This is a genomic window from Saccharopolyspora elongata (assembly GCF_004348985.1).
Classification (GTDB): Bacteria; Actinomycetota; Actinomycetes; order Mycobacteriales; family Pseudonocardiaceae; genus Saccharopolyspora; species Saccharopolyspora elongata.
In genome coordinates, this window is sequence record NZ_SMKW01000111.1 from 1 (window position 1) to 22557 (window position 22557).

Annotated in this window: 1 protein-coding gene; it reads right to left on the bottom strand. The window is 65.3% G+C overall.

Annotated elements, in window-relative coordinates; genetic code table 11:
* On the bottom strand, window positions 1-22334 hold a 22334-nt coding region (locus tag E1288_RS42130), incomplete at its 3' end, for a helix-turn-helix domain-containing protein (RefSeq protein ID WP_132494339.1).
* Window positions 22335-22557 lie beyond the last annotated feature (223 nt).

Sequence of the window (22557 nt, forward strand, 5' to 3'; positions counted from 1 at the left end):
ACCCACGAATCCCCCGCCTCCTCCAGCTCCACCACACCCTCACCCGGAACGAACCTCATCCCCTCCTTGCGGTCAAACTCAACCCGACCCGAACCCACCGATTCCCCTCCAGGCACCTCCGGATCGGGCCGGGCTTTCAGGACCGCGTTCAACTGATCCCTGATCCGCTCCAGTCGCTTTAGCCGGAGCTTGCCCCAGGGCTTTTCGAAAACATCAGGCTTCACCAACGTACCCCGCTGAGCCGCCATCAGCTCACGCATCACATCGAACTCATCGCGCATCAACCACCCCCACCACCCAGACGTCTTCATCAACAAACCCGCAGCCCGCGGGGAATCCCCGCGCGGCCGCACCCTAGTCATCAGATCTTCGATCGTGGACGGATCAACCAGCCGATCCCCTTCCGCACCGGTCGTCGTATACCGCAACGATCTCGCACCGCCACCCTTTTTGCTGGACCCGTGCGAAACGATGATCCCGGCACCGTGCAGCCTCAACACTTTGTTGAGGTCCCGGATTCTTTCATCAACAGCCCGCTCTGTTTCATCGTCGGAGTTCTGACCCCAGAAACTCTCCCGAAGCTTAGTACGAGAGACCTCCTGCCCCCGCTCCTGCGCGAATAAATGCAGCATCTCCAACAAGCGTGGTGTTAATAATTTCCCCCAGTCGACCGCGGTAAACCGGTGCCCCGTTCGACCACGGATATCGTCCACCGACATCTTGGGCACAAACAGAAAAGCGTTCTCGTCACCACGTTGCTCGGCGACAATCCAGCCCCCCGCATCGATCCCCTCGCCATCCAAACGCTTTTGGACCACAGCGTTCTGGGGGTTGAACATTTTATCTGTCAGCCTCGCCCCCTCCAGCAGAATGCGCCTAGGTATGGGGCGACTCTGATTCGCCCGATAGAACGCCTCCAACCTCTCGTCTGGGGTCGCGTCAGGCGCGAAGAGAACCCGATTGAACGACTCCAACCGCACCGGGCTCTCCGCGGCACGCCGTTGCCGCTTGACGGAGCGCGACCCCTCCGGCGCCTCCAGCCCCCGCTTGTTCCGCGCCTCCTGCTGCCCGCGGTAGTTCATTTCACCGAGCTCCGGGTCATCCAACTTGGTCAGCGTCGCCGCATGCCCGGCCTGCTCCAGCTCCAGATTCCCGCCAACAGACGCGACCACCAGGTTCCCCACCCCTGTATCGACGCCGACCAAGTACAGCTCGTCCAATGCCTGCTTCGACGAATCGTCCACCCGCCGCGGCACGCCCTTTTGCAGGGCCGACAACAACTTCCCCGCATCGTCACTCAACCACACCCGCCACTTGTCACCCACCAGCAGCTCCCACCCATACCGCCGGCGTTTAGGATGCAACTGTTTGCGATCGGCGTCCGGGATCTCGTCCCTCGACAACAACCGATCCCCCTCCTCGCCAGACGTATATATGAACCCCTTACCTCGCACGTCGTCATTGACACCAAAGATATGACCCGCACTATTCGCCCGCAACAACCCATTGATCTGAGAGACCCTTTGCATCAAAGTTTTTCCACTGTACTGCCCCCCGACCTCCGCCGTCGGAATGAAACGCCGAGGCCTCTTGGCGAACTCCGCCAACAACTTGACCCCACGCTCTTCCAGCACAGTGCCCCAGTTCAAGCGCTTTCGATCCCCTGCCGACCTCTCACCATCCGCTACCGCAGCATCCGATACCGCAGCATCCGGAATGAACATGTACTTCCCAGACGTGGCCACAACCCACCCCGCCGCACCCGAACCCGAACCCGAACCCGAACCAAGAATCTTCCGCGCAATAGACAGATAACTCCCGAACGATTTCTCGCTCGACGCCCGCGACTTAACACCATCCTTTTCGACAGCGTCACGAACCTCGCCCAACCACTTTTCCCACCCCCACAGCACATTCGGATGAGCCCGAAACTCGGCTGCTAACGCAACCCCCAAAATCTCCTCGGAACCCCTGCCCTTACCCTTACCCTTCACCTCGCCGGCGTTATCGCCAGAGCCGCCGGAATCCGCCTCAGCCTGCGCACGACGCACCACTTGGTCAACCAGCCCGGCAGCGGAGACCGCGATCCTCCCCTTGACCGTGTGGTCTTCGAATACCGTGCTGACCACCAAATGTGCCAGCTCCGACCCATTGATCAGCTCCAGCGCCTCCGGCGTGCCCGCCAACGCATGGCGGGCGAGCACCGAGATATCGGCCCACGTACCCTCGTCCACCCGCCGCGCCGGTTCCCTGCCGTCATAGGCATCCTTGACCGCCTTTGACGCCTTGTTCAGATCATCGAGGATCTGCCGCTCCGCCTCCGACCGCGCCGGCCTCGGCTCGGCCGCCAGCAGCATGATCCTTGCCCTGCGCAACGACTCCGACGTGAAATCCAGCCGCCCGCTACCCGCCGACGACCTCTGGTCGTATGCCCACTTGACGACCTGGGCACGGCTTTCGAGGCCCAGATCCTTCCTCAGACCCTCGAGCTCGTCGTCAAAACGACTCCCCGACCACCGCAGTCGGTCTGCGATCTGCGCCTCGCTCATGCCTTCGGCGAGGTACGGGACGAGCCTCCGCTGATCCTTCGTGAGCTTATCTTCGGGGCCTGGGGGGAACTCGCGCATACGCCGCATCAAGTCAGCCAGCAACGTCGCGACATCATCCCGACTCCGTCGCTGCCCCTCGAACTCAAGGCCCCACTCCGTGAGCAGCTGCAGCGCCGCGTCCGTACCCGCCGCCGCATGGACGACGACCAGCCTGACACTTTCCCACGTCCTCGGGTACTTGGCCCGGAAAACGTTCCCCGAATGCGCCAGCTCCCGAAGCGCCCCGATGTCCGTGACCTCCTTTGACGCCTCGCGCAGGGCAGCGGAAACCTGCTTGTCCGCGTCCGTCCGCGGCGGCCGCGGCGGCTCGGCCGCCCGAAGCCTGTCCGCCGCGTCACGCAGCACCTCAGGCGTCAACCGAACCGAAGACGCGTTCTGCTCGTTCTCCGCGAACGGATCCAACTCCCCCATCAGCACATCGACCGGATCCCCCACGCCGGCCCAGTCGCCCTCCGCGAGGGATCCGTCGTCGTCCAAGGACTCGTCCCGCGCACCGACCCACCCGCCGCCGGCCTCGGCCGGGGCATTGGTCCGCTCCAAACGCTCCGTTCGCTCGCGGCCACCCACAAAGCCACCACGCTGTTCCCCGGACGACGACTCGACGAGGCCCAGAACGCGTGCGAGATCGTCGACGAACCGCACCCGGTCACTCGCCGGAGTTCGTGCGAACACCGCCAGCACATCACTGAACCTGGCGACATCCCCAGGCAGGTCGAACTGCCTGCGCTGCTGAGTGGTCAGGTCCGCCAGCCGCTGGTCCACCCGCTGGATGTTCGCCGACCCGCCGAAGGTCTTGACCACCTTCTCGAGCGCGGCCAGCCGCAGCCGCCCAGCATCTCCGGTCTCGGGGACGCCACCCCTCACCCAGCCAAACACCGTCTCCGGGGCCGCGCCGGTCACCTTGACGGCAGCGTCGATCCCACCCACGTAGCCCACCAGCGCGCCGGAGGTGCTGGCGTCGAGGAACCGCACCACGTCCCCCAGCCGACGCAACTGACGGTGCACCACAACATCAGACCCGGGCTCGTTGCTGGACGGCAGCAACTCGCTTACCACCCGCGCCAGCTCCCACGCCCCACCGAACCGCTCCGCGACCGCCCGGCGGGCACCGCGGACGTCGTCGACGAAGTACATCAGGTCCGTGAGCCGCCCCAGCTCACGCACAACCCCAGCCGACTCTTCCACCAGGGCGGCCTTCGGCTTCGAACCGACCTCGATCAGATTTCCATCGACATCGGCCACGTCAACGAAGTAGACGGCGTCGTCGCTGCCCAAGCCGTCCGGCACATTCCTCGTACGCAAATCGTCACCGGTCAGCCGCCACGTCCGCAGACCACCCCGCGTTCCTTCGAGCAGGAACACCCGATCGACATTCGGCTGCCTCGCCAGCCGCGTGAAGACTCCCCACACGTCGTCACTGGCGGCGATCACCCTCGGCCGGGGATCACGACCCGTATCGGCACGGAACTCACCGATCGCGCCGTCACCCTGGGCGAACTCCTCCAACGTCGCACGATCCACCGCCGGATAGGCGGACATCCGGTCCCGGCGCAGCCCGGGCTCCACGATCTCGGTGATGCGCCGCTGCGCGTCGCGCCCGTCGTCACTGCCGGGCTTGAGACCGGGCAACCGGATGAGCCCTCCATCCAGCTTGCTCGCGTCGACAACACCGAAGTAGTAGGTCCCGCCGGGCAATGCGGCGGGCAACCCCGTGGACGCATCGAGCACCCACACCTGCCCGCGGGAATTCCGCCAGACCCCCACCAGGTGGTACTGATTCCCATTGACCGTCCACATAGCCACGCCAACGCCGCGTTCAGGCAGCTCACGACCAACATCAATAAGGCTGTTCCGCCCGCCGTCGTATTCGGTGAAGTCGCCCACCCCGAGCTCACGCGCGACATCGGACAGCAGTAGCCGCCTGGACAGATCGCCCGTCGGATCGAACCGGAACGGCTCACCCGTCTTCATCGAGTTGTACAAGGCCCCCCAGGCATACACGCACAACATGTCGTAGTCCGGGTGGCGCCACAACGCACCGGGGATGTGCAACAACGAGCCGATCTGCCGCATGTGTTCGGCGTTGATGTCGACCCACGCATGTGCCTCGTCCCGGCTCTCGAAGCTCTCGAGGCTCACCTCCCGGGGGTTGGGCACACCCGCAAGGTCCGTGATGATCTCCCGGATCAGATCAGCCGCATCGGACACCGCGACCTCCCAGCCGCGCGAGCGGCGGCTGGGATCCCACAGCTCATGCGCGGCGAGTACCACAGCGGCCTTGCCCAGGCTGCCGTCGATGAACTCCCGACCACCAAGAACACCCGGCGCCGCATCCTGCACCAGCTTCTTCACGGTGTCCTTGATGCGGCGCGAGGGCTCCGAATGCACGGCATCGCCGGAGTACGGCCACCCCATCCACATCCACGACGCCCGAGACACGACGCCCTCGGCAGTCCAGCCGCCGCCCGGCCGATTCAGGCCGACCGCACCTCCAGCGGGCACCGCGCCTGCCGGGACGTTCGCGCTCACCACGTGTGCCGGCTGATTGCCAGGCTCCGCGATCGCGATACCCAGGCGCCCCGCGATCTTCCGCGCCACCGTGTTGGCGGACGAGACCTCATCGAGCGGGTCAAGGTCTTGCGCGACGATCAACGCGAGCTGCTCCGCCGTCAGACCACGCTCACGCAGGGCCGCGCCATCGATCAAAGCCACCGCACGCCTGGCGTGCTCCAGTTGCCGCGTGCGGTCCTCGCGCACCTGCTCGTCGGTAATGTCGTCGAGGTTCGTGAACCCCGCAGCAGCCTCATACAGGCTGGTCAGGTACTGGCCTACTCGCCGCCGGACGGTGAGCTTGATCTCCTCAGCGGAGGCATCCTCGCGCAGGTGATCCAGCGGCGGCGACTCCATCGACCCGGCCACGTCCAACGCGATGATCTTCGCCACCACGGGCACGAACTCGTTCAGATCGCTCGGCAAGTCGGACGGCAGCAGCCGTCTCACCGCTTCGGCTCCCCGCCAGGCGTGCAGCGTGATCACTTCGACGGCCTCTTCCAGGCCGAAACCGCTCAACAACCTCCTTGTCGCGGCCAGGACCTGATCGTCGTCCGCCGGACGCTTGTCGAACCGCTGATACGCCGCACGGAGCCGATCCGCCTGAGCTGCGCGCCGGGCGTCCGTGTCGGCCCCGGTCCGAGACTCCAGCGACTTCAGGTGCGCGGCCATGCCAAGGGCCAGGTTCCGATCCCATCGCGGCCTCCCGGCGTTCGCGTCCGCTTGCCCCCCGGCGTTCGCCACCGTGAGGGGAGTGCCATCGACGTTGACCGCGGAGGCGTACAACTCGTCATATTCGGACAGAGTGGGGTGCAACTCGCCCAGTATCGGTGTCCCATCCGCCAAGTTCGCCATGTCAACGAGCGCGTCAACGAGGACGGGGCGACCATTCTGGGGTGACGACACCACGTTCCAGGCACGGGACCACTCGCCGTCCTTCTTGCCGGCGACGACCGCCGTCACGTGAGTCTTTCCGGAAAACATCAGGATGAGCGTGTCCACCCCGCCAGGTACCCACTCGAAGTCGACAGACTCGATGATGTCCCTCGCGTCGGTGAAGTCGAGCTCGATTTTCATCTGAGCCCAGTGCATACGCCAGTGCACATCAAGGTGGGTTAGCAGCGCCGTTCCCATTCCCGGGATGCCGTAGTTCCACCAGTGCCCCGCCTCGCCGGCCACTCGCCAGCGTACGAGCGAGGCCATCAGGCTGTTCTCCTGTACCGAGGCGACCGGCGTCAGGGCGTTTCGCCACCCGCCCGCCGTGATGAGTCCTTCCGGCAGCAGCTCCGCCGGCGGACGCTTCAGCTGCGCCGGCCCACTCAGGTAGCCACGCCACGTCAGCGCGTCACCACCGGTCACAGTGAACAGTTCCTCCAGCGTGGCCGTCGTCGCGACGTGCTGCCACTCGCGATTGCGGAACTCCGCGTTGGTCACCGACGCGGCCCGGGAACGAAACGCCGGAACACTCGCGATGAAGGTACTCGCGGCCTGCAACACCAATTGAGGGTTCTCATGCCGGCTCAGCAGATTCCTGACCGCCGGGTAGAACATGTCGTGCGGCCGGTTGTAAAGATACAAGATCAGGACGTCGGCGACCTTGGCCACCAACTCCTCCGACCTCGCATGATCTTCCTGAGCAATCTTCGGTTCCGCTGACGGGACGACCGCGGCCAACCACGAACTGGCATTACTTCCGCTCACGCCCGGAAGCAGATGGAACTTGCCAGTATTCCGCCGGACATTCGCCAGCAAGCCCGGACCCGTTCTGTCCATGACCGAACTATGATCAAGGAAGAAAATCCCTTTGGGATTCTCGTCGAATAATTCGGCCGGCCGGTTGTAGAGCCGATCCCCGAACAGGTCGATTTGTGTCAGCTCTCCGGCACGAGCATATGTACCCAGATAACCCAGTGCCTTGGGGTGCCCCCTGGACATGAGGATCGCGTCGTTGCTGACGAACCCACCGGTGTCCTCCCGCTCTACGTCTTGCCTTTCCAGCAAGCGGTAGCCGACATCCGAGACAAGCACCTGCTGGAACACCTGGGGCCGATCGAGGACGGCGTCGCCGTCGAGGTAGAGGTTGCCGAGCGCGAAGCTCAGCAGCCATCTCAACGCATCGCTGGCCTGGACATAGCCGTACGGGCTGCTCTTCGTCCGGTCCATCAGAACCCGCTCGACCACCGGCGCGGACACCTTCGCCAGCGGAAGCTCGTCGATATTGACCACCCACATACCAAGCTGCCCGGCGATCAGCACCATCCGCCGCACACTGTCGAGCCGATCGCCTCGCAGCGCGAGCCCATTCAACGCCTGGGTGATATCCGCCCGCGGAACGTCGGTGAAGAGGACCATCGGGCCCTTGAAATTGCGTCGTGTCGCCGCCAAGCCATCGATGAACTTCGCCGTCCGCGGCGAACCGTCCAGTGGGCCACCCAGCCAGATCGCCGACCGCGCCATCGCGATCTCCCGCTTGGCGGGCAGCCGAAAACCGGTTCGGAACTGCTCCGGAAGCTCCTGCAGGATCTGACGGTCAGCCGCTGTCCAGTTCGACTCCAAGATGACGACGTCCCGCCCAGCCTCGTCGAGGGCTTCCGGCGTGAACGGTTCGTCCGGCAACTCCGAACGAATCATGTCAGCGCGCTTCAACAATCCCCACACCTGGCGCAGCGGCAACTCCATCAGATCGACGTCCAACGCCAACGGAACCGACCGAATCCGGGTGTTCCCGAACAGCCGGGGACCGCGCGTCGGATGGTCACTGACCTCCCCGCGCGCGAAAGCATCCGCGGCCCGGCGCTCCAAACCCGCGAACATCCGACGGACCCATTCCGCGTCCTGCGCACTCATCGACCCGGAATCGGGCTCTACCAGTACTTCAGTGGGCGCCGCTTCATCGACCTCCATGGGTGTTCCGTCGTTGTCCAAAGAGTTGTCCCGCGCGCCGACCCACCCGTCGGGGACGCGACTGGCCGAGCTCCCCCCCGCTTCACCCGTGGCCTCTTCCGGCCTCGGGCCACCGACACGAGGCCCGGACGACGACCCCGCCCCAGGATCGCCTTCAAGGCTGCGGATCGGGAAATCGCCGGTGACCGCACTACCGTCGTCGCCTACCGCATACAGGAAGTACCTGGAGTCAGAGTCCTCGAAGTTGTCCGGGAATTTCGAGTGCCGCACCTGCTCGACGCTCAGATGCCATGCCTGCCCGTCCAACTCGGACGCCCCGGTCTTCGGCAGCCGCACCACCACCGCCTCGACGAACGCACCGGCATTGGCCAAAGCCGCCAGCAAAGCCTTGGCGATATTCGCATCGTCGCTGAAGAAGGCCGGCTCCGGTTCAGCGTCCGGCAGGCCTTTATTCGTCAGCGCCTGCTGGAAGTTCTCCCGCGCCTTGGGTCCATCGACCACGTTGTCCCTCAGCTGCTGCCGGGTGATCACCTCACCACCAGCGACGCCCGCCGCGTCCGCACGCGATTCCTGGCCGGGATCCTCGTGCTCGATCATCCGATCGCCGGCAGCGGTGTCATCGAACGCCACGGAAGATCCGTCGTTGTCCGAGAACCTGCCCCGCGCGCCGAGCGATTCCAGCGCGGGCCACTCCGTCAACGGCTCAACCGGCGGCAAGCTCACCTCGTCCGACTGCCTGGCAGTCTCCGATCCCGGCTCCGGCGCAGCCGACACCGACGATCCCGGCCGATGATCCAGCAGTTGCTGCACGAAGATCTCCAGCAACACGTCAGCCTGGGGCTCGGCAAACTTCAACGCCGCCGTCCTCGCGAACGCTTCCGTCGTCGCCGGACTGCCGATCAACGCGAGAGCGATGATCGTCCTGATGGCCTCGACGTACTCCGGTGCCTCATCGTCTCGGCCATCTCGACCGGGCTCGGGGTGAGGCTCCAGGCCTATCAGGAAGATCTTCTGCTGCCTGGTCAGCGTCGGGCTGGCGCTGGCGTTTTCCACCTGTTTCATCGCCTGTTCGAGGCGGCTCTCGGCACTGGCTCGCTCCTGCGGCGACAGGCGCTCAATCTCGGCGTTGCGAAGCCGCTTCGCCGCTGCGGCCAAGTCGTCGAGCGTCCAGGTCAGCCCGTCAACCGAATCCGAATCAGCCTGCTGCTCCTCGTGCTGCTGGCTCGGTGTCTGCGGCCGCGGGGACTGCCCATCGGGAACATCCGCAGCGCGCGGCACCTTGTAGGGATTGATCACGACGTCATGCGGAATGGCCTCCAACTGGGCATCGGCCGCGAACATGTAGTAGTGGCCAGGTCCGCTATCGAAGCCAGCCGGGAAGCCCCGGCTCACCAACTCCTCCTTCGTCACATACCACGCCTGCGCGGCCAGGCCAGACTCCTCACCCGTCGGCCACACCTTGACCACAACGGCATGAGCGAACGGCACCCCGAAATCTGCCATCGCCAGCAATGTCGACCCGGCAACTAAAACGTCATGGACGTAGCGACGAGGTTCGACGGGAGAAATCTGCGTCGCCGACAAGAAATCCGAACTCGCCTTCTCACCACCCGGTATCAGGCGCGCCAACGTTTCGTTGTCGATCACATCAGGCAGATCGTCCAGCGTCTCCCACGGCAGGGTCGGGCCTGACGCGACATCATCACCGTCCCTGACCAATTCATCCTCCGGCACGATTCCCTGCGACCGCACCAGCAACTCCATCACCGCACCCGGATCCAGCGCCGCCTGACGCAGACCCTCGAGCGTCGAGGTCAGCCCGTCAGTCACGACGTCGTGCGGAATGGCCTCCAACTGGGCATCGGCCGCGAAGATGAAGTAGCGGTCGTCAGGTCCGCTATCGAAGCCAGCCGGGAAGCCCCCGCTCGCAAACTCCTGCCCCGTCACATACCACGCCTGCGCGGCCAGGCCAGACTCCTCACCCGTCGGCCACACCTTGACCACTACGGCATGAGCGAACGGCACCCCGAAATCTGCCATCGCCAGCAATGTCGACCCGGCAACTAAAACGTCATGGACGTAGCGACGAGGTTCGACGGGAGAAATCTGCGTCGCCGACAAGAAATCCGAACTCGCCTTCTCACCACCCGGTATCAGGCGCGCCAACGTTTCGTTGTCGATCACATCAGGCAGATCGTCCAGCGTCTCCCACGGCAGGGTCGGGCCTGACGCGACATCATCACCGTCCCTGACCAATTCATCCTCCGGCACGATTCCCTGCGACCACGCCAGCGGAGATCCATGCCGAATGCGGCGGAACAGGCGGAGGACCCGATCGTAACCGCGGTGCCAGGAACGCCGTAGACGCCGGATCCGGCGGGCCCGTTCGGTAACCATCCCATCGGCCGGGAAACCGGGATGATGAACCCCAGACTCCACCCCATCACCAACACCGCTCCCGACCGATTCCTCCGGTCCCACACTCGACGACCCGCCAAAAACCACACGCCCCTGATCATCAACCGCATACACGTAGTAATCAGAGAAACCATCCGCAAAACCCTCAGGTCCCCACAGCTCCCAACCCGACACGTCCACATCAGTCACACGCCAAGCCTGCCCAGCCCCCCCGGACCGCGGCAGCCGCACCACCAGCGCCTCAACAAAACCACCAACACCCTCCACCAAACTCTCCAGACGACCCCGAACATCACCGGCAACAGACCTCAACAGAACCCGCTCCGGCTCCACACCCTGCAACCCACGCGCACCCAGCGCCCCCTGGAAAGCCTCCAGCGCCTCACGCCCCTCCACGTTCTCGACCAACCACCGACCGGAAATCACCCCATCAACCGCCACCGGCACAGGCGGCGCCGCCACGTCTGCTGATTCCTGCCCCGCGGGTGCCGCCGCATCCGGATCCAGCGCCGCCTGACGCAGACCCTCGAGCGTCGAGGTCAGCCCGTCCGGAGACCGATTCCCTGGCTCGTCGCCGCTCAGCGACTCGTCCGGCTGTTCGGTAGTATGATCATCATCACCAGTCCCGACCGATTCCTCCACAGGAGGAATACCCGTCGACCCGCCAATAACGGTTTCCCCCAGGTAATCAACCGCGTACAAGAAGTAATCAGAGGAACTATCCGCAAAATCCTCAGGGAACTCCAACAATTTCACGTTCGTACCAGTCACATGCCAAGCCCGCCCAACCTTTCCGCTCCCCCCGGATTTCGGCAGCCGCACCACCACCGCCTCAGCAAACGTCTCACCACGATAACCATGCTCACCAGCATCACCATTAGCCAAATCATCCAGGAAAACCCGAGCATCACCGGCGTCAGAACTAAACTGAATCGGCTCCGGCTCCACGACCTCGATTCTCCGCTTACGCAGCGCATCCTGGAAATCCCGCCGCGCCTCACGCCCCCCAACCACGTCCTCCACCAACACCCGACCGGAAATCACCCCATCAACCGCCAGCGGCCCAGGCGACGCCGCCGCATCTGCTGATTCCCGCCCGGCGAGTGCCGCCGCCTCCACCTCGGGCCAGGAACCGTCCGGCAGCCCGGGAAACTCCTGCTCCTGCACGGTACTCAGCCCGTCCGGAGACCGATTCCCCAGCTCGTCGCCGCTGAGCGACTCGTCCCGCTGGTCCTTCAGCCCTACGCTGGCCTGTTCGGTAGCCATCCCATCAACGGCGAAATCGGGATGAACCCCAGACTCCACCCCATCACCAACACCACTCCCGACCGATTCCTCCGGTCCCACACCCGACGACCCGCCAAAAACCACACGCCCCTGATCATCAACCGCATACACGTAGTAATCAGAGAAACCATCCGCAAAACCATCAGGGAAATCGTCGAACTCCACCCACATTCGCACTTCCACAACAGTCACACGCCAAGCCTGCCCACGCCCCCCGGACCGCGGCAGCCGCACCACCAGCGCCTGAGCAAAAACATCCCCCTCTGCGAAACTCTCCAGACGACCCTGAACATCACCCTCCACCAGAACCGGCGCCGGTGCCGGTGCCACACCCTGCAACCCACGCGCACCCAGCGCCCCCCGGAATGCCTCCCGCGCCTCACTCCACCCATCCACGTTCTCCACCAGCTGCCGACCAGTGATCGGCAACGCCGTATCTGCTGACTCCTCCCCAACAAGCGCCGCCCCAGTAGTAGAGGGAGCAACCGTCAGCCGCGGGGCGATCTCACCAAAACCAGCAGGCCGATTCGTCCGCAGGTGCGTCGCGAAAGCGTCCAGCAAGCTGGTGGCGGACCGCCAAGAGGAGTTCGAAAGTTCCGGTGTCGCCACCAGCATCGTCGCCGCCGCCTTGGTGCCGTAGAGCACGGCGGTGACGATCGCGGTGATGGCGTCCCGGTCCGGCTCGTCCAGCGCGGCCAGGAAGGCCCGCGACTCCGCGCGCAAGGCGCTGTGGGCATGCTCCACCTTCGACCGGATCTCGCTGTGCCGCTGGTCGTCGTCCCGTGATTCCCCAAGCATCGGAAGGTGTTGTGCCGCTTGACGCATTCCCTCCGACGTCCAGGTCAGCGGAGCGTATTCGGCCTGCGCCGTGCGCGACAGCTGGTCCAGGTCGAGGTCGATCGTCTCGCCCGCGCTGTCGACCGCGTGGGCGTAGTAGTCAACCCCGCTCCGTGAGAACTCCGGACCGAATTCCTCACGCGTCACCTGCTCCCGGGTCAGCACCCACGCCGTCCCGGCGACTGGAGCCGTCGCCACCACGACCCCGGCAAGATCCGCAACAACGGCCGCCGCACGCAGCCGCGCCCTCGCCTCACGGGGATCACCGCCGAGCAGCCGCAGCTCCAGAGACTTGCCCGTCGCCGCTTCGAAACCCTCAGCCGCCAACCGCCCGCCGTCGATGCGCGTGTCCAGCACATCCCGGGACAGCACCGCAGGGGCTTTCGCGGGATCGATCACCACGTCGTGGGCGATCCGCATGCCATCGGCAGCCACGTAAACGAAGTACCTGACCTGCTCGTTCAGTGTCTCAGAGCCGAATTCGGGCGGGGTCTCCCCAGCCAGCACGGCCTGCCGGGTCAGATGCCATGCCGCGCTGACGCCGCCGTCGCCCACCTCCCGGAGCACCAGTGCGTCAAACGAGTCCGCGGTTTCCGCCAACTCCCACAGGCTCCGGAACAACGCCGGTGCCTTGTTCGGGAACGGCTGTACCTCCGGATCCAGTCCCGTCGCCTCGGTGAAACTATCAACCGCCGCCGCGCCGCCCCAGACGTCACCGCGCTTCAGCTCCTCAGACGGGACCGACAGGTACGTCACGGGCACCGTGGTGCCGTGCAACACCTTGTAGTTGCCGTCGATCACGAACAGGTGGAGGGTGCCTTCCGCGACTTCGGCAACCTCCGAGAGGGGCTGCTTGTGGCCGCCGCGCCAAGCCCGCAGCTCCGTCTGACCGCGCTCTAGTCCCCACGCCGCGCCGTTCGAGCTGTCGAACAACACCCCGACGGCTCGGACACTGTCAGACGCTTGCAGACGTTGCGCGACCTCGTCCCAGCCGGAAACACCGCGCAATGTTCCAATCTGGATCTTGAAACGATCCTGCACTACGCGCACGACGTCCTGCAATTCCCGCTCCAGACCGGGCCGTGATCCCACCACGTAATCGGGTGCGGTGTGCCGCGGCGGCGGCTGAGTGGACGGGCCGGCCCCGGCCGAATCGTGCCCACCCCCGGACAGCTGCTGCTTTTCCCAGTCGCGAAGTTCTTCCGGGTCGTACTGCACCGGCTCCGCTGGCGTCTCCTGACCAACCTGATCAGGGCCGCTACCGCCCAACCCTTCGAACTGCACCCACCACGCCGGATTGACCGTGCCCAGATGGTGGCCAAGACCAACCGCGAACTCCCGCAGACGCTTCTCGCCCCAGTCACTGTTCGCGATCCGCTCGGCAACGAGGCGGGACAGCATGTTGTACGGGCTGCCACCGTCGAGATCGACAAAGTCAGGATCAACCGGGGTGTCAAACAGGTTGGTTTCGCTGACGATTCCCTGCGCGGCCTTCAGATGGTTGTAGTGCGGCCTCAGACTACTTGCGGCCACATAGATCTCGCGTGCACTCGTCAACGGGTCCTGACCGGCTCCACGATCCACCGCAGGCGGCGCATCAGACGGCATCACCAGATCGGGACGAAGCACCCCGAGCCCACGCGCGATCATCCGAGCAGCACCGTCGATATACGCGGCGCTGAACTCGCCAATCTCCAACAGCCGGCTAATCGCGGCGAGCGCAGCGTCATAATGCCAAGGTCGGCTCTCCTCCAACTGGTTCATGTCAGCGAACCTGTTGAGAACACCGCGCGCGTCATCGACCACCAGCTCAAGCTGCTGCCCCTGGTTATCGACCACGAACACCGAGTACCGGAAACCCGCATCACTCAGACCAGGCGGCAATTCCCCCACCGCCGGCACGTGCCACGCCCGAATTCCCGCAGCACCCCCCAAACCGCCCTCGGGCCACCGCACCACCAGCGCCTCAGCAGCAACCCGATCCTCCGTTGCATGCATCACCGTCTCATCCAGCACCTCCCGCACATTCCGGTCCTCCGGAATCACCTTCAACGACCGCGGCATTACCTCGCCATCAAACGACGCCCCCCGACGAGCCAACGCCCGCGCAAACCCGTCCCATGCCGCAGACCCACCCTCCAACGCGCCCCACGCCAAACCCGCCGCCACAGCTCCCAGCAACGACTCGGCAGAACCAGTAGCCCGCCACAGCTGCGGCGTCTGGTTCACCACCTGCAACGCAGACCGCCGGCCCTCCAGCACATAACCCACAAACCGATCCACCGCCTGTCGAACATCATCGGGCAGAAGGGCAAAAACACCCTCCACCTCCGGGCCCACCCGTCCATGCGCCAACGCCACAGCCTCAGCCGTACGCTCCGCGACAAACCCTTCAACCGCAGCCAACCTAGCCACCAAGGCCACCACACGCTCCGGCGACCACACCAATCGACCGATCCCCGCACCGGAACCAGACCCCGCATCCTCAACACGCGGCCGCTTCGCCGGAGTATCCCTCTGAGGATCTACCTGCTCCCCAGCAGCAGGCAGCCGCTTACGCCGAACCCCACTCGCTCCCGACCGCTTGCCGCTTTCCGACGCCGCATCGAGCTCCTTTGCGGCGGCCTCCGCCAGCGACGTCCAATCCACACGCCCCGAAACAACAGCCTCCAACAACGACTTGACGTCACCGGCGGCGGCGAAGCCCGTTTGCAGCGCAATCTTCTGAGCCAACGAACCACTCACCGATGCCTCGGCGACGAACCTGTTGATCGCGCCCCGCGCCACCGGGTCCAGGCCGACCAAGACCTGACGATCCACCGGGCTCAGCTCGCCATAAGCCCCGGCCACCTTCTGCTTCGCCTCGGCCAAATCCGACCGCCGCTTGGACAAAGCCGACCGCCCCTCGGACAAACGCGACTGGCGCCTGTCCCCAGCGAGCACCTGCGCCCTCAACATCGACTGCGAGGGGCGCAGCTCGTCCCAGCCCATAGCGCTGACCACCGCCCGCAATCCCGCAGGCATGATGGGATCCTCCGACTCCTGAGCAACCTCCTGCCCGTCGACGGATCCCTGCTGCAGGATCTGCGACGACCCGCCCGGAACCGTCCCCTGCAAGAGAGCCCCGGCGACCAGGTTCAGCAAGGTTGCCGCAACATCCCTGGAATTTCTGAAACGTTGCGAACTCCCCGGTTTGGGAACCCAGTGCTCGGTGTCGCCCCACGACTCCTTGGCGTGGAACGCCTCGGTCTTCGCCATCACCCGCAACGCCACCGGATCCATCGCCAGCACATGCGCGACGAACGTCTTCACAACCTCCCGCTCGCGCCACCCCAGCTTCCCCAAGCTCTCCCGCGCCTCCTTCTCGGACGCCTCAAGCACCGCAAGCTTGGCTTTGACCAGATGCTCTGCTTCCCGCTTCGTCTCGTCGTGTACTTCGCCCGTCGGCGGCAGAGCCCAACGCTCCACCTCAGCCGCATCACCAAGCTCCCACGCCACCTTCTCCAACCGCTCGAACGTCAACCGCCCATCCGGCGTCCCGACACCACCGGCAACACTCCCTGACCCCTCAGCCACGTGCGCCAGCACCGCCAGCCACCCCGCCAGCGGAATCCGGCTCTCACCCTCGGCGTTAACCAGGCCCGCCAGCTCCGATGTCCCGACCGCCTGCACCGCCAACGGCGTCTTCGCCACGATATGCCGGGCAACCGTCTTGATAACCGCCTCGGACACCTCGCTCAAAGCGGCCGGGACCAGCCCCCAGCCCACGACTGACGTCCAAGCCGAGCCAAGCTTCGACGACGCCTCGCTCAGCCCCCGGGCGTTCTCCATGTCCTTCTCCGACAGCAACAGCGACGACGACTTCAGCACCGCCTCGCGCCGCTCAAGTGCACGCGCCAGGGACTTCAACCCATCAGGCGTCCACTCCAACGGCCGCACATCCGCCATAGCCGGACCAGACCCGACAGGCCCCCTCAACGACGCCATACCGCCGTTCCCCGAGGCGTCCGCGTCCGCCCGCGCCTGCTCCTGCACCTGTGACGATCCCGCCGCCAGCGACGTCCAATCCACACCCCTCGAAACAACAGCTTCCAACAACGACTTGACGTCACCGGTGGCGGCGAAGCCCGCTTGCAGCGCAATCTTCTGAGCCAACGAACCACTCACCGATGCCTCGGCGACGAACCTGATGATCGCGCTCTGAACCACCGGGTCCCCGCCGCCCAAGAGCCGACGGCCCTCCGGGCTCAGCGCCCTGGCCACCTCCTGCTTCGCCTTGGTCAAAGCCGACCGCCGCTCGGACCCAGCCGACCGCCGCTTGGGCCCAGACGACCACCCCGCCTTGAAAGCCGACTGCAAGTGGCTCAGCTCGTCCTGGTTCAGAGCGCTGACCACCTCCCGCAATCCCGCAGGCAAGCGATCCGTTACCTCCTGACTTTCGGCGGATCCCGGCAGGACCGTCCCCTGCAGGAGAGCCCCGGCGACCAGGTTCAGCAAGGTTTCGGCAAATTCCCTGGATTTTTTTAAATGTGAAAGTTCGAGGAGCCAGCCGTCGGTGTTGCCCCACGACTCGGCGGCGCGGAACGCCTCGGTCTTCGCCATCACCCGCAACGCAAACGGATTCAACGCCACCACATGCGCGACGAACGTCTTCACAACCTCCTGCTCGCGCGACTTCAGCTGCCCCAAGCGCTCCCGCACCTGTAGGTTCTCGGACGCCTCTTGCACCGCTAGTGTTGCTTTGACCAGATGCTCTGCCGCAGCTTCCCGCTTCGTCTCATCGAGCACTTCGCCCGTCGCCGGCAGAGCCCAATGCGCCACCTCAGCCGCATCACCAAGCTTCCGCGCAATCTCCTCCAACCGCTCGAACGTCAACCGCCCATCCGGCATCCCGACACCACCGGCAACACTCCCTGACCCCTCAGCCCCGTGCGCCAGCACCACCAGCCACCCCGCCAGCGGAATCCGGCTCTCACCCTCGGCGTTAACCAGGCCCGCCAGCTCCGAGTCCCTGACCGCCTGCACCGCCAACGGCGTCTTCGCCGTGATATGCCGGGCAACCCTCTGGAGAACCTTCTTGGACCCCCCGCTCAAAGCGGCCGGGACCAGCCCCCTGTCCACGACTGCCTTCCAACTCGAGCCAGTTCTCAACCCCTCGCGGTTAAGGCGCTGGGCGTTCTCCACGTCCAGCTCCGCCTCGCGCCGCTCAAGTGCACGCGCCAGGGACTCCAACCCACCAAGCGTCAACTCCAACGGCCGCACATCCGCCGTAGCCGGACCAGACCCGACAGGCCGCGTCAACGCCATACCGTCGTTCCCCGGGGCGTCCGCGTCCGTCTGCTCCTGTTCCTGCTCCTGTTCCTGTGACGGTGCCGCCGCGGCCGCCTGCTCAGCCACCAAACCAGTCAGGATCTCGTCGAACACCACCTCAGCGGCCTCGCCCCAACCAGCCCGAAGCCGCACCACCCGCGCCAGCCCTTCATAGACCGCCCCATCCTCGCCCGACAAAGCCTGCAGGGCGCCAACCCCGCTCACCGAACTCAACTCGCCCCAAATCTCACTCCACGCCTCACTACTGCCCGGCGGCTCCAGCACCGACGCCGCCGACAGCACCCGCGCCCTGGACCACACACCTCCCACCCACGAATCCCCCGCCTCCTCCAGCTCCACCCCACCCTGACCCGGAACGAACACCATCCCCTGCTGGTGGCCACCGTCAACCCGACCCGAACCGGGTTGCAGGACCGCGTTCAACTGCTTCTTAATCCGACTCGTGACCCACTCGGACGCGAAAACATCAAACTTCAACCGCGTACCCGGCTGGGCTTTCAGCGCACGCATCACATCGAACTCATCGCGCTCCAACCACCCCCACCGGTCAGGCGTCTTCATCAACAAGCCCTTAGCCCGCGGCGAACGCTTGCGCGACCACACCTTTTCCACCAGATCTTCGATCACGGACGCATCAATCAGCCGATCCCCTGGCGCACCGGTCGTCGTATACCACCACGAACTCGCACCGCCACCCTTTCTTCCGGACGTGTGCGAAACAATGACCCCGGCACCGTGCCGCCTCAACACCCTGTTGACTTTCGAGATTCTTTCATCAGCTTGACCAGCCATGACGCCGGAGTTCGAATCCCAGATTTCACTCAAAACATCAGCACGGAAGAGCTCACGTCCTGGCGCCCGCACGAAGAAAAGCAGCACCTTCAACTCGTCTGCGTCTAATAATTTACCCCAATCGACCGCGGTGAACCGGTGCCCCGTTCGCATATCGGCCACCGGCATCTTGGGCACATACAGATAAGAAATCTCGCTACGACGCTTATTCTCGGTGACAATCCAGCCGCTCGACCCCTCGAAACTTCCGCCACCCAAACGCTCTCGGACCGCCTGGTTAATGTGCACGAACGTGTCAGGGTGGATGGGATTGTCTAGCCGTTCCGGCCGCCCCACTCGCTGCAGAGTACCCATAGGAATGGGGCGACCCGGATTCGCCTTATAGGTCGCCAGCAACCTCTCCGCCGGCGTCGGCTTCGCGTCAGGCGCGAAGCGAGCCTCCTTGAACGACAACTGCACCGCGCCGTGCCCTTGTTCCGCACCGGCCGTCGACTCCCCGCGCCCGGAACCCGGTGCCTGCGCAGTAGCAACCCCCCGCCCGACAACCCGCTTGCCCTTATCACCCGGCACACCCTCCGAGTCACCGGAAACGGAGCCTTCAGGGGCCCCGAAGCCCCCGAAGACGTCGTCGTCAGAGAACGTCGGGAAGTCGCCCATCGGCACGTCACCGTCCGGGTCGGGCACGGTGGCCCGGCGGACAGGACCGGTCGAGCTTTCCCCCTCTTCCTCTACCGCCCGCCTCAGGCGTTGCCTCGGCGCGTCACGCAGCACTTGCGGCGCGCCACCATCACCGTCGCTGTCCCGAGTACCGACCCGCCCGGCACCCGCCGGCACAGCACCCTGCGACCGCACCGGCAACACCATCGACGCCGGGGGCGCGCTTTCCGGCGAGGCTGACGAATTCCGCGCAACGATTTCCAGCGCCGACAAAGCAACGGCGACGCCATCGAGCTCCACATCGGGGTCCCAGCCGAGCTCTTCAAGCCGCGGCGTATCCCGCACGATCTGTAGCGCTTCCGGCACACCCGCCAATGCCTCGGCGATGAGCCTGTTGACCGCGAGCTGCGCCGGCCCCAACGCATTCAAAGCACTCAGGTCGTCGTCGCTCAACTCGCCGTACGCGGCCCACACCATTACCTTCGCCGTCCGCAGCTGCTCGGCGCGATCCAGCCATTTCCGTACCGAAATATCTTGCTCGGCCGTGCGAAGCTGATCCACCGCACGAAGCAGCCACTCGGCGCTCAACGGCAACACGTCCCGCTGTTCGGCCGCTCCACCCCGGGAATCCTCTTGCCCGGACACCACAGGCTCAGCAGACACCAAGGTCGCGAAGACCCTCATCACATGGACAGCAGTTGATGGAGCGGACCTCGTTTGGGGCACAGGCCCCCAGGAGTCGGCGGCGCGGAACGCCTCGGTCTTCGCCAGCATCAGCAAAGCCAACGGGTTGCCCGCCAGCACATGAGCAGTGATGACCTCGACCGCGTCCTGCTTCGCCGACGGCAGCTTTTTCAAGGTCTTCGATGTCTCAGTATCCGGCGTTCCGTCCGACCAGAAGGCCTTCGCCGCGGTTTGGCCACGTTTCAGCCACTCAGCGTTCAACTCCCGACCGCTCTCGGTCAGCTGGTGAGCCGCGTCCAGCACATCCCAGCGATCGCTGTCAGTCTCACGAACAAGAAGATTCGCCGCATCCTCCAGCCCGGCGACCGTGATGGCCGGCAGCGCATCCCAAGCAAGAACACGCTCCTGCCCACTCTGATCACCCGGCTCGTTCGCCGCCCGCTGATACCTGTCCCGCACGACATGCGTCAACACGGGCATCAACCCACGAAGAGGAACCCGTGACGAGCTCTCATGCACCAGCCCAGCCAGCTCGGGCGTCCTCCTGAACAACGCCAGAGCCGGCTGCGAGCCCGCGTTCGCTCGCTTGGCGAGCTCCACAAGATTGCCCCAGTCCCCGGGGTACTCCTCGCGGAAAGCCGCCGCCGCCGGGCTGATGTACCCGAAATGCTCCCCGCGGATCAGACGGTTCGCGATACCCAGCCTGTTGCCATACGCCCCCTGCTCGGCCGGGCGGAGCTGCTCCAGCCATGCGTCCTCGCCAGAGCGGACCCGGGTCAGCTGCGCCTCCAACGCCGCACCCGTCCACCCGGGCATCACGGGCATCGCGGTGGCAACCTGCCCAGGGTCGATCCGGCGCCCCCCAGCATCGAGCCCGTACACCCAATACCCGGAACCGGGATCACCGAGCGCATCCGGAAGCACACCACTCAGCGCCTCCCATCCACGCACATGCACCGCCTGGCCCCGCCCACCAGTCGGGCGCCGCACCACCAGAAACTCGGTCGTGGACGGCTCCTCCGCACTCCGCGCGAGTTCCGTCAGCCGATCCCTGACATCACCGACCATGCCCAACGACGCCAGTTCCGGAACGCGATGCGACCTCAGCCGCAAACGGTCCAACGCGCCAGAGAACGACTCCCACGCCTCAACTCCACCCGCCAGCTCCCCCCACTGCCGAACCTGCCGCACATTGTCCGCGATTTCCTGCACCAACTGCTCCGCAGAACCCCAGCCCAGATTACGAAGCTGAGGTGTCGCGTAGAGCACCTCAAGCGCGAACGGCCGACCGGCCAGTGCATAGGCGACGATCCTGCCGACAGCACCCCGAGCCACCTCATGCAGACCAGCCAGGCGATGCGCCCCCGTCAGCCCGCCAAGGACGTCAGCCACCTCGGCCTGCGCCTGCTGCAGACGCACGACATGCCCGTGATCGGTCCCCCGCCGCCGCTGCCCCTCAAGGAACGCCGACTCGGCCGCATCAAGACGATCCGCCACCGTTCGCAAACCCTCCGGCGTGAACCTCACCGGCCAGGCCGGCACCCGCGCGGCCACAACACCCAACAGATCCACGACGGAATTCAGATCAACACCGGCGAACTCCGGCAAATACATCGCCGCCGGCGTTTCAGCCAGCACATGCGCAACAATCCTGAACGCAGCATCCCGATACGCCGGCCCAGCCTCAGCCAGCCAATCCCGGCCAGCGAAAACCTGCCGCACCTCACCCAACGCCGAACCCCACCGCAGCGCAGACACCGCCGACAACGACAAGTCACGGGCCCGAGCCGCATCCAGCGCATCCGCCGCATCCAGCAACCCCTGCGGCGTCCACTCCACCCGAACAGCCGTGGTGCCCCCTAGCGAGGACGGCTCTTCGACCGACTCGGACTGGCGGTGCAGCAACGCAGAACCACCAAACCCACCACCCAGCAACCCGTCACCACCGTCGCTATCGCCTTCAAGGGTGCCCGGATTACCGTCGTCGGCGGCAGTGAACTCGGCTTCCTGGCCCTGAACGAAAACCGTCATCTCTTGGCCGGCCAGACCCCACTGGCTCACGACCTCGTCGACCACGGCGGCGGTGTCCCCGCGCAGTGCCTCCGAAACCAATGTGTCGTCTACCGGCGGTAACACGGACGCGCCGCCCAGCGGCTGTTCCTGCTCCTGCACCTGCGTCTGTGACGATCCCGCTTCTGGCGCCTGTGACGGTCCCCCCGCGGCCGACTGCTCAGCCCTCAAACCAGCCAGGATCTTGTTGAACACCACCTCAGCGGCCTCGCCCCAACCAGCCCGAAGCCACACCACCCGCGCCACACCCTCAAAAACCTCCCCAAACTCACCCTCCACAGCCCGAGAAGCGTCCAACCCACTCGGCGGACCCAACTCGCCCCAAATCCCACTCCACGCCTCACCACTGCCCGGCGGCTCCAGCACCGACGCCGCCGACAGCAGCCGCGCCCTGTCCCACACACCCTCCACCCACGAA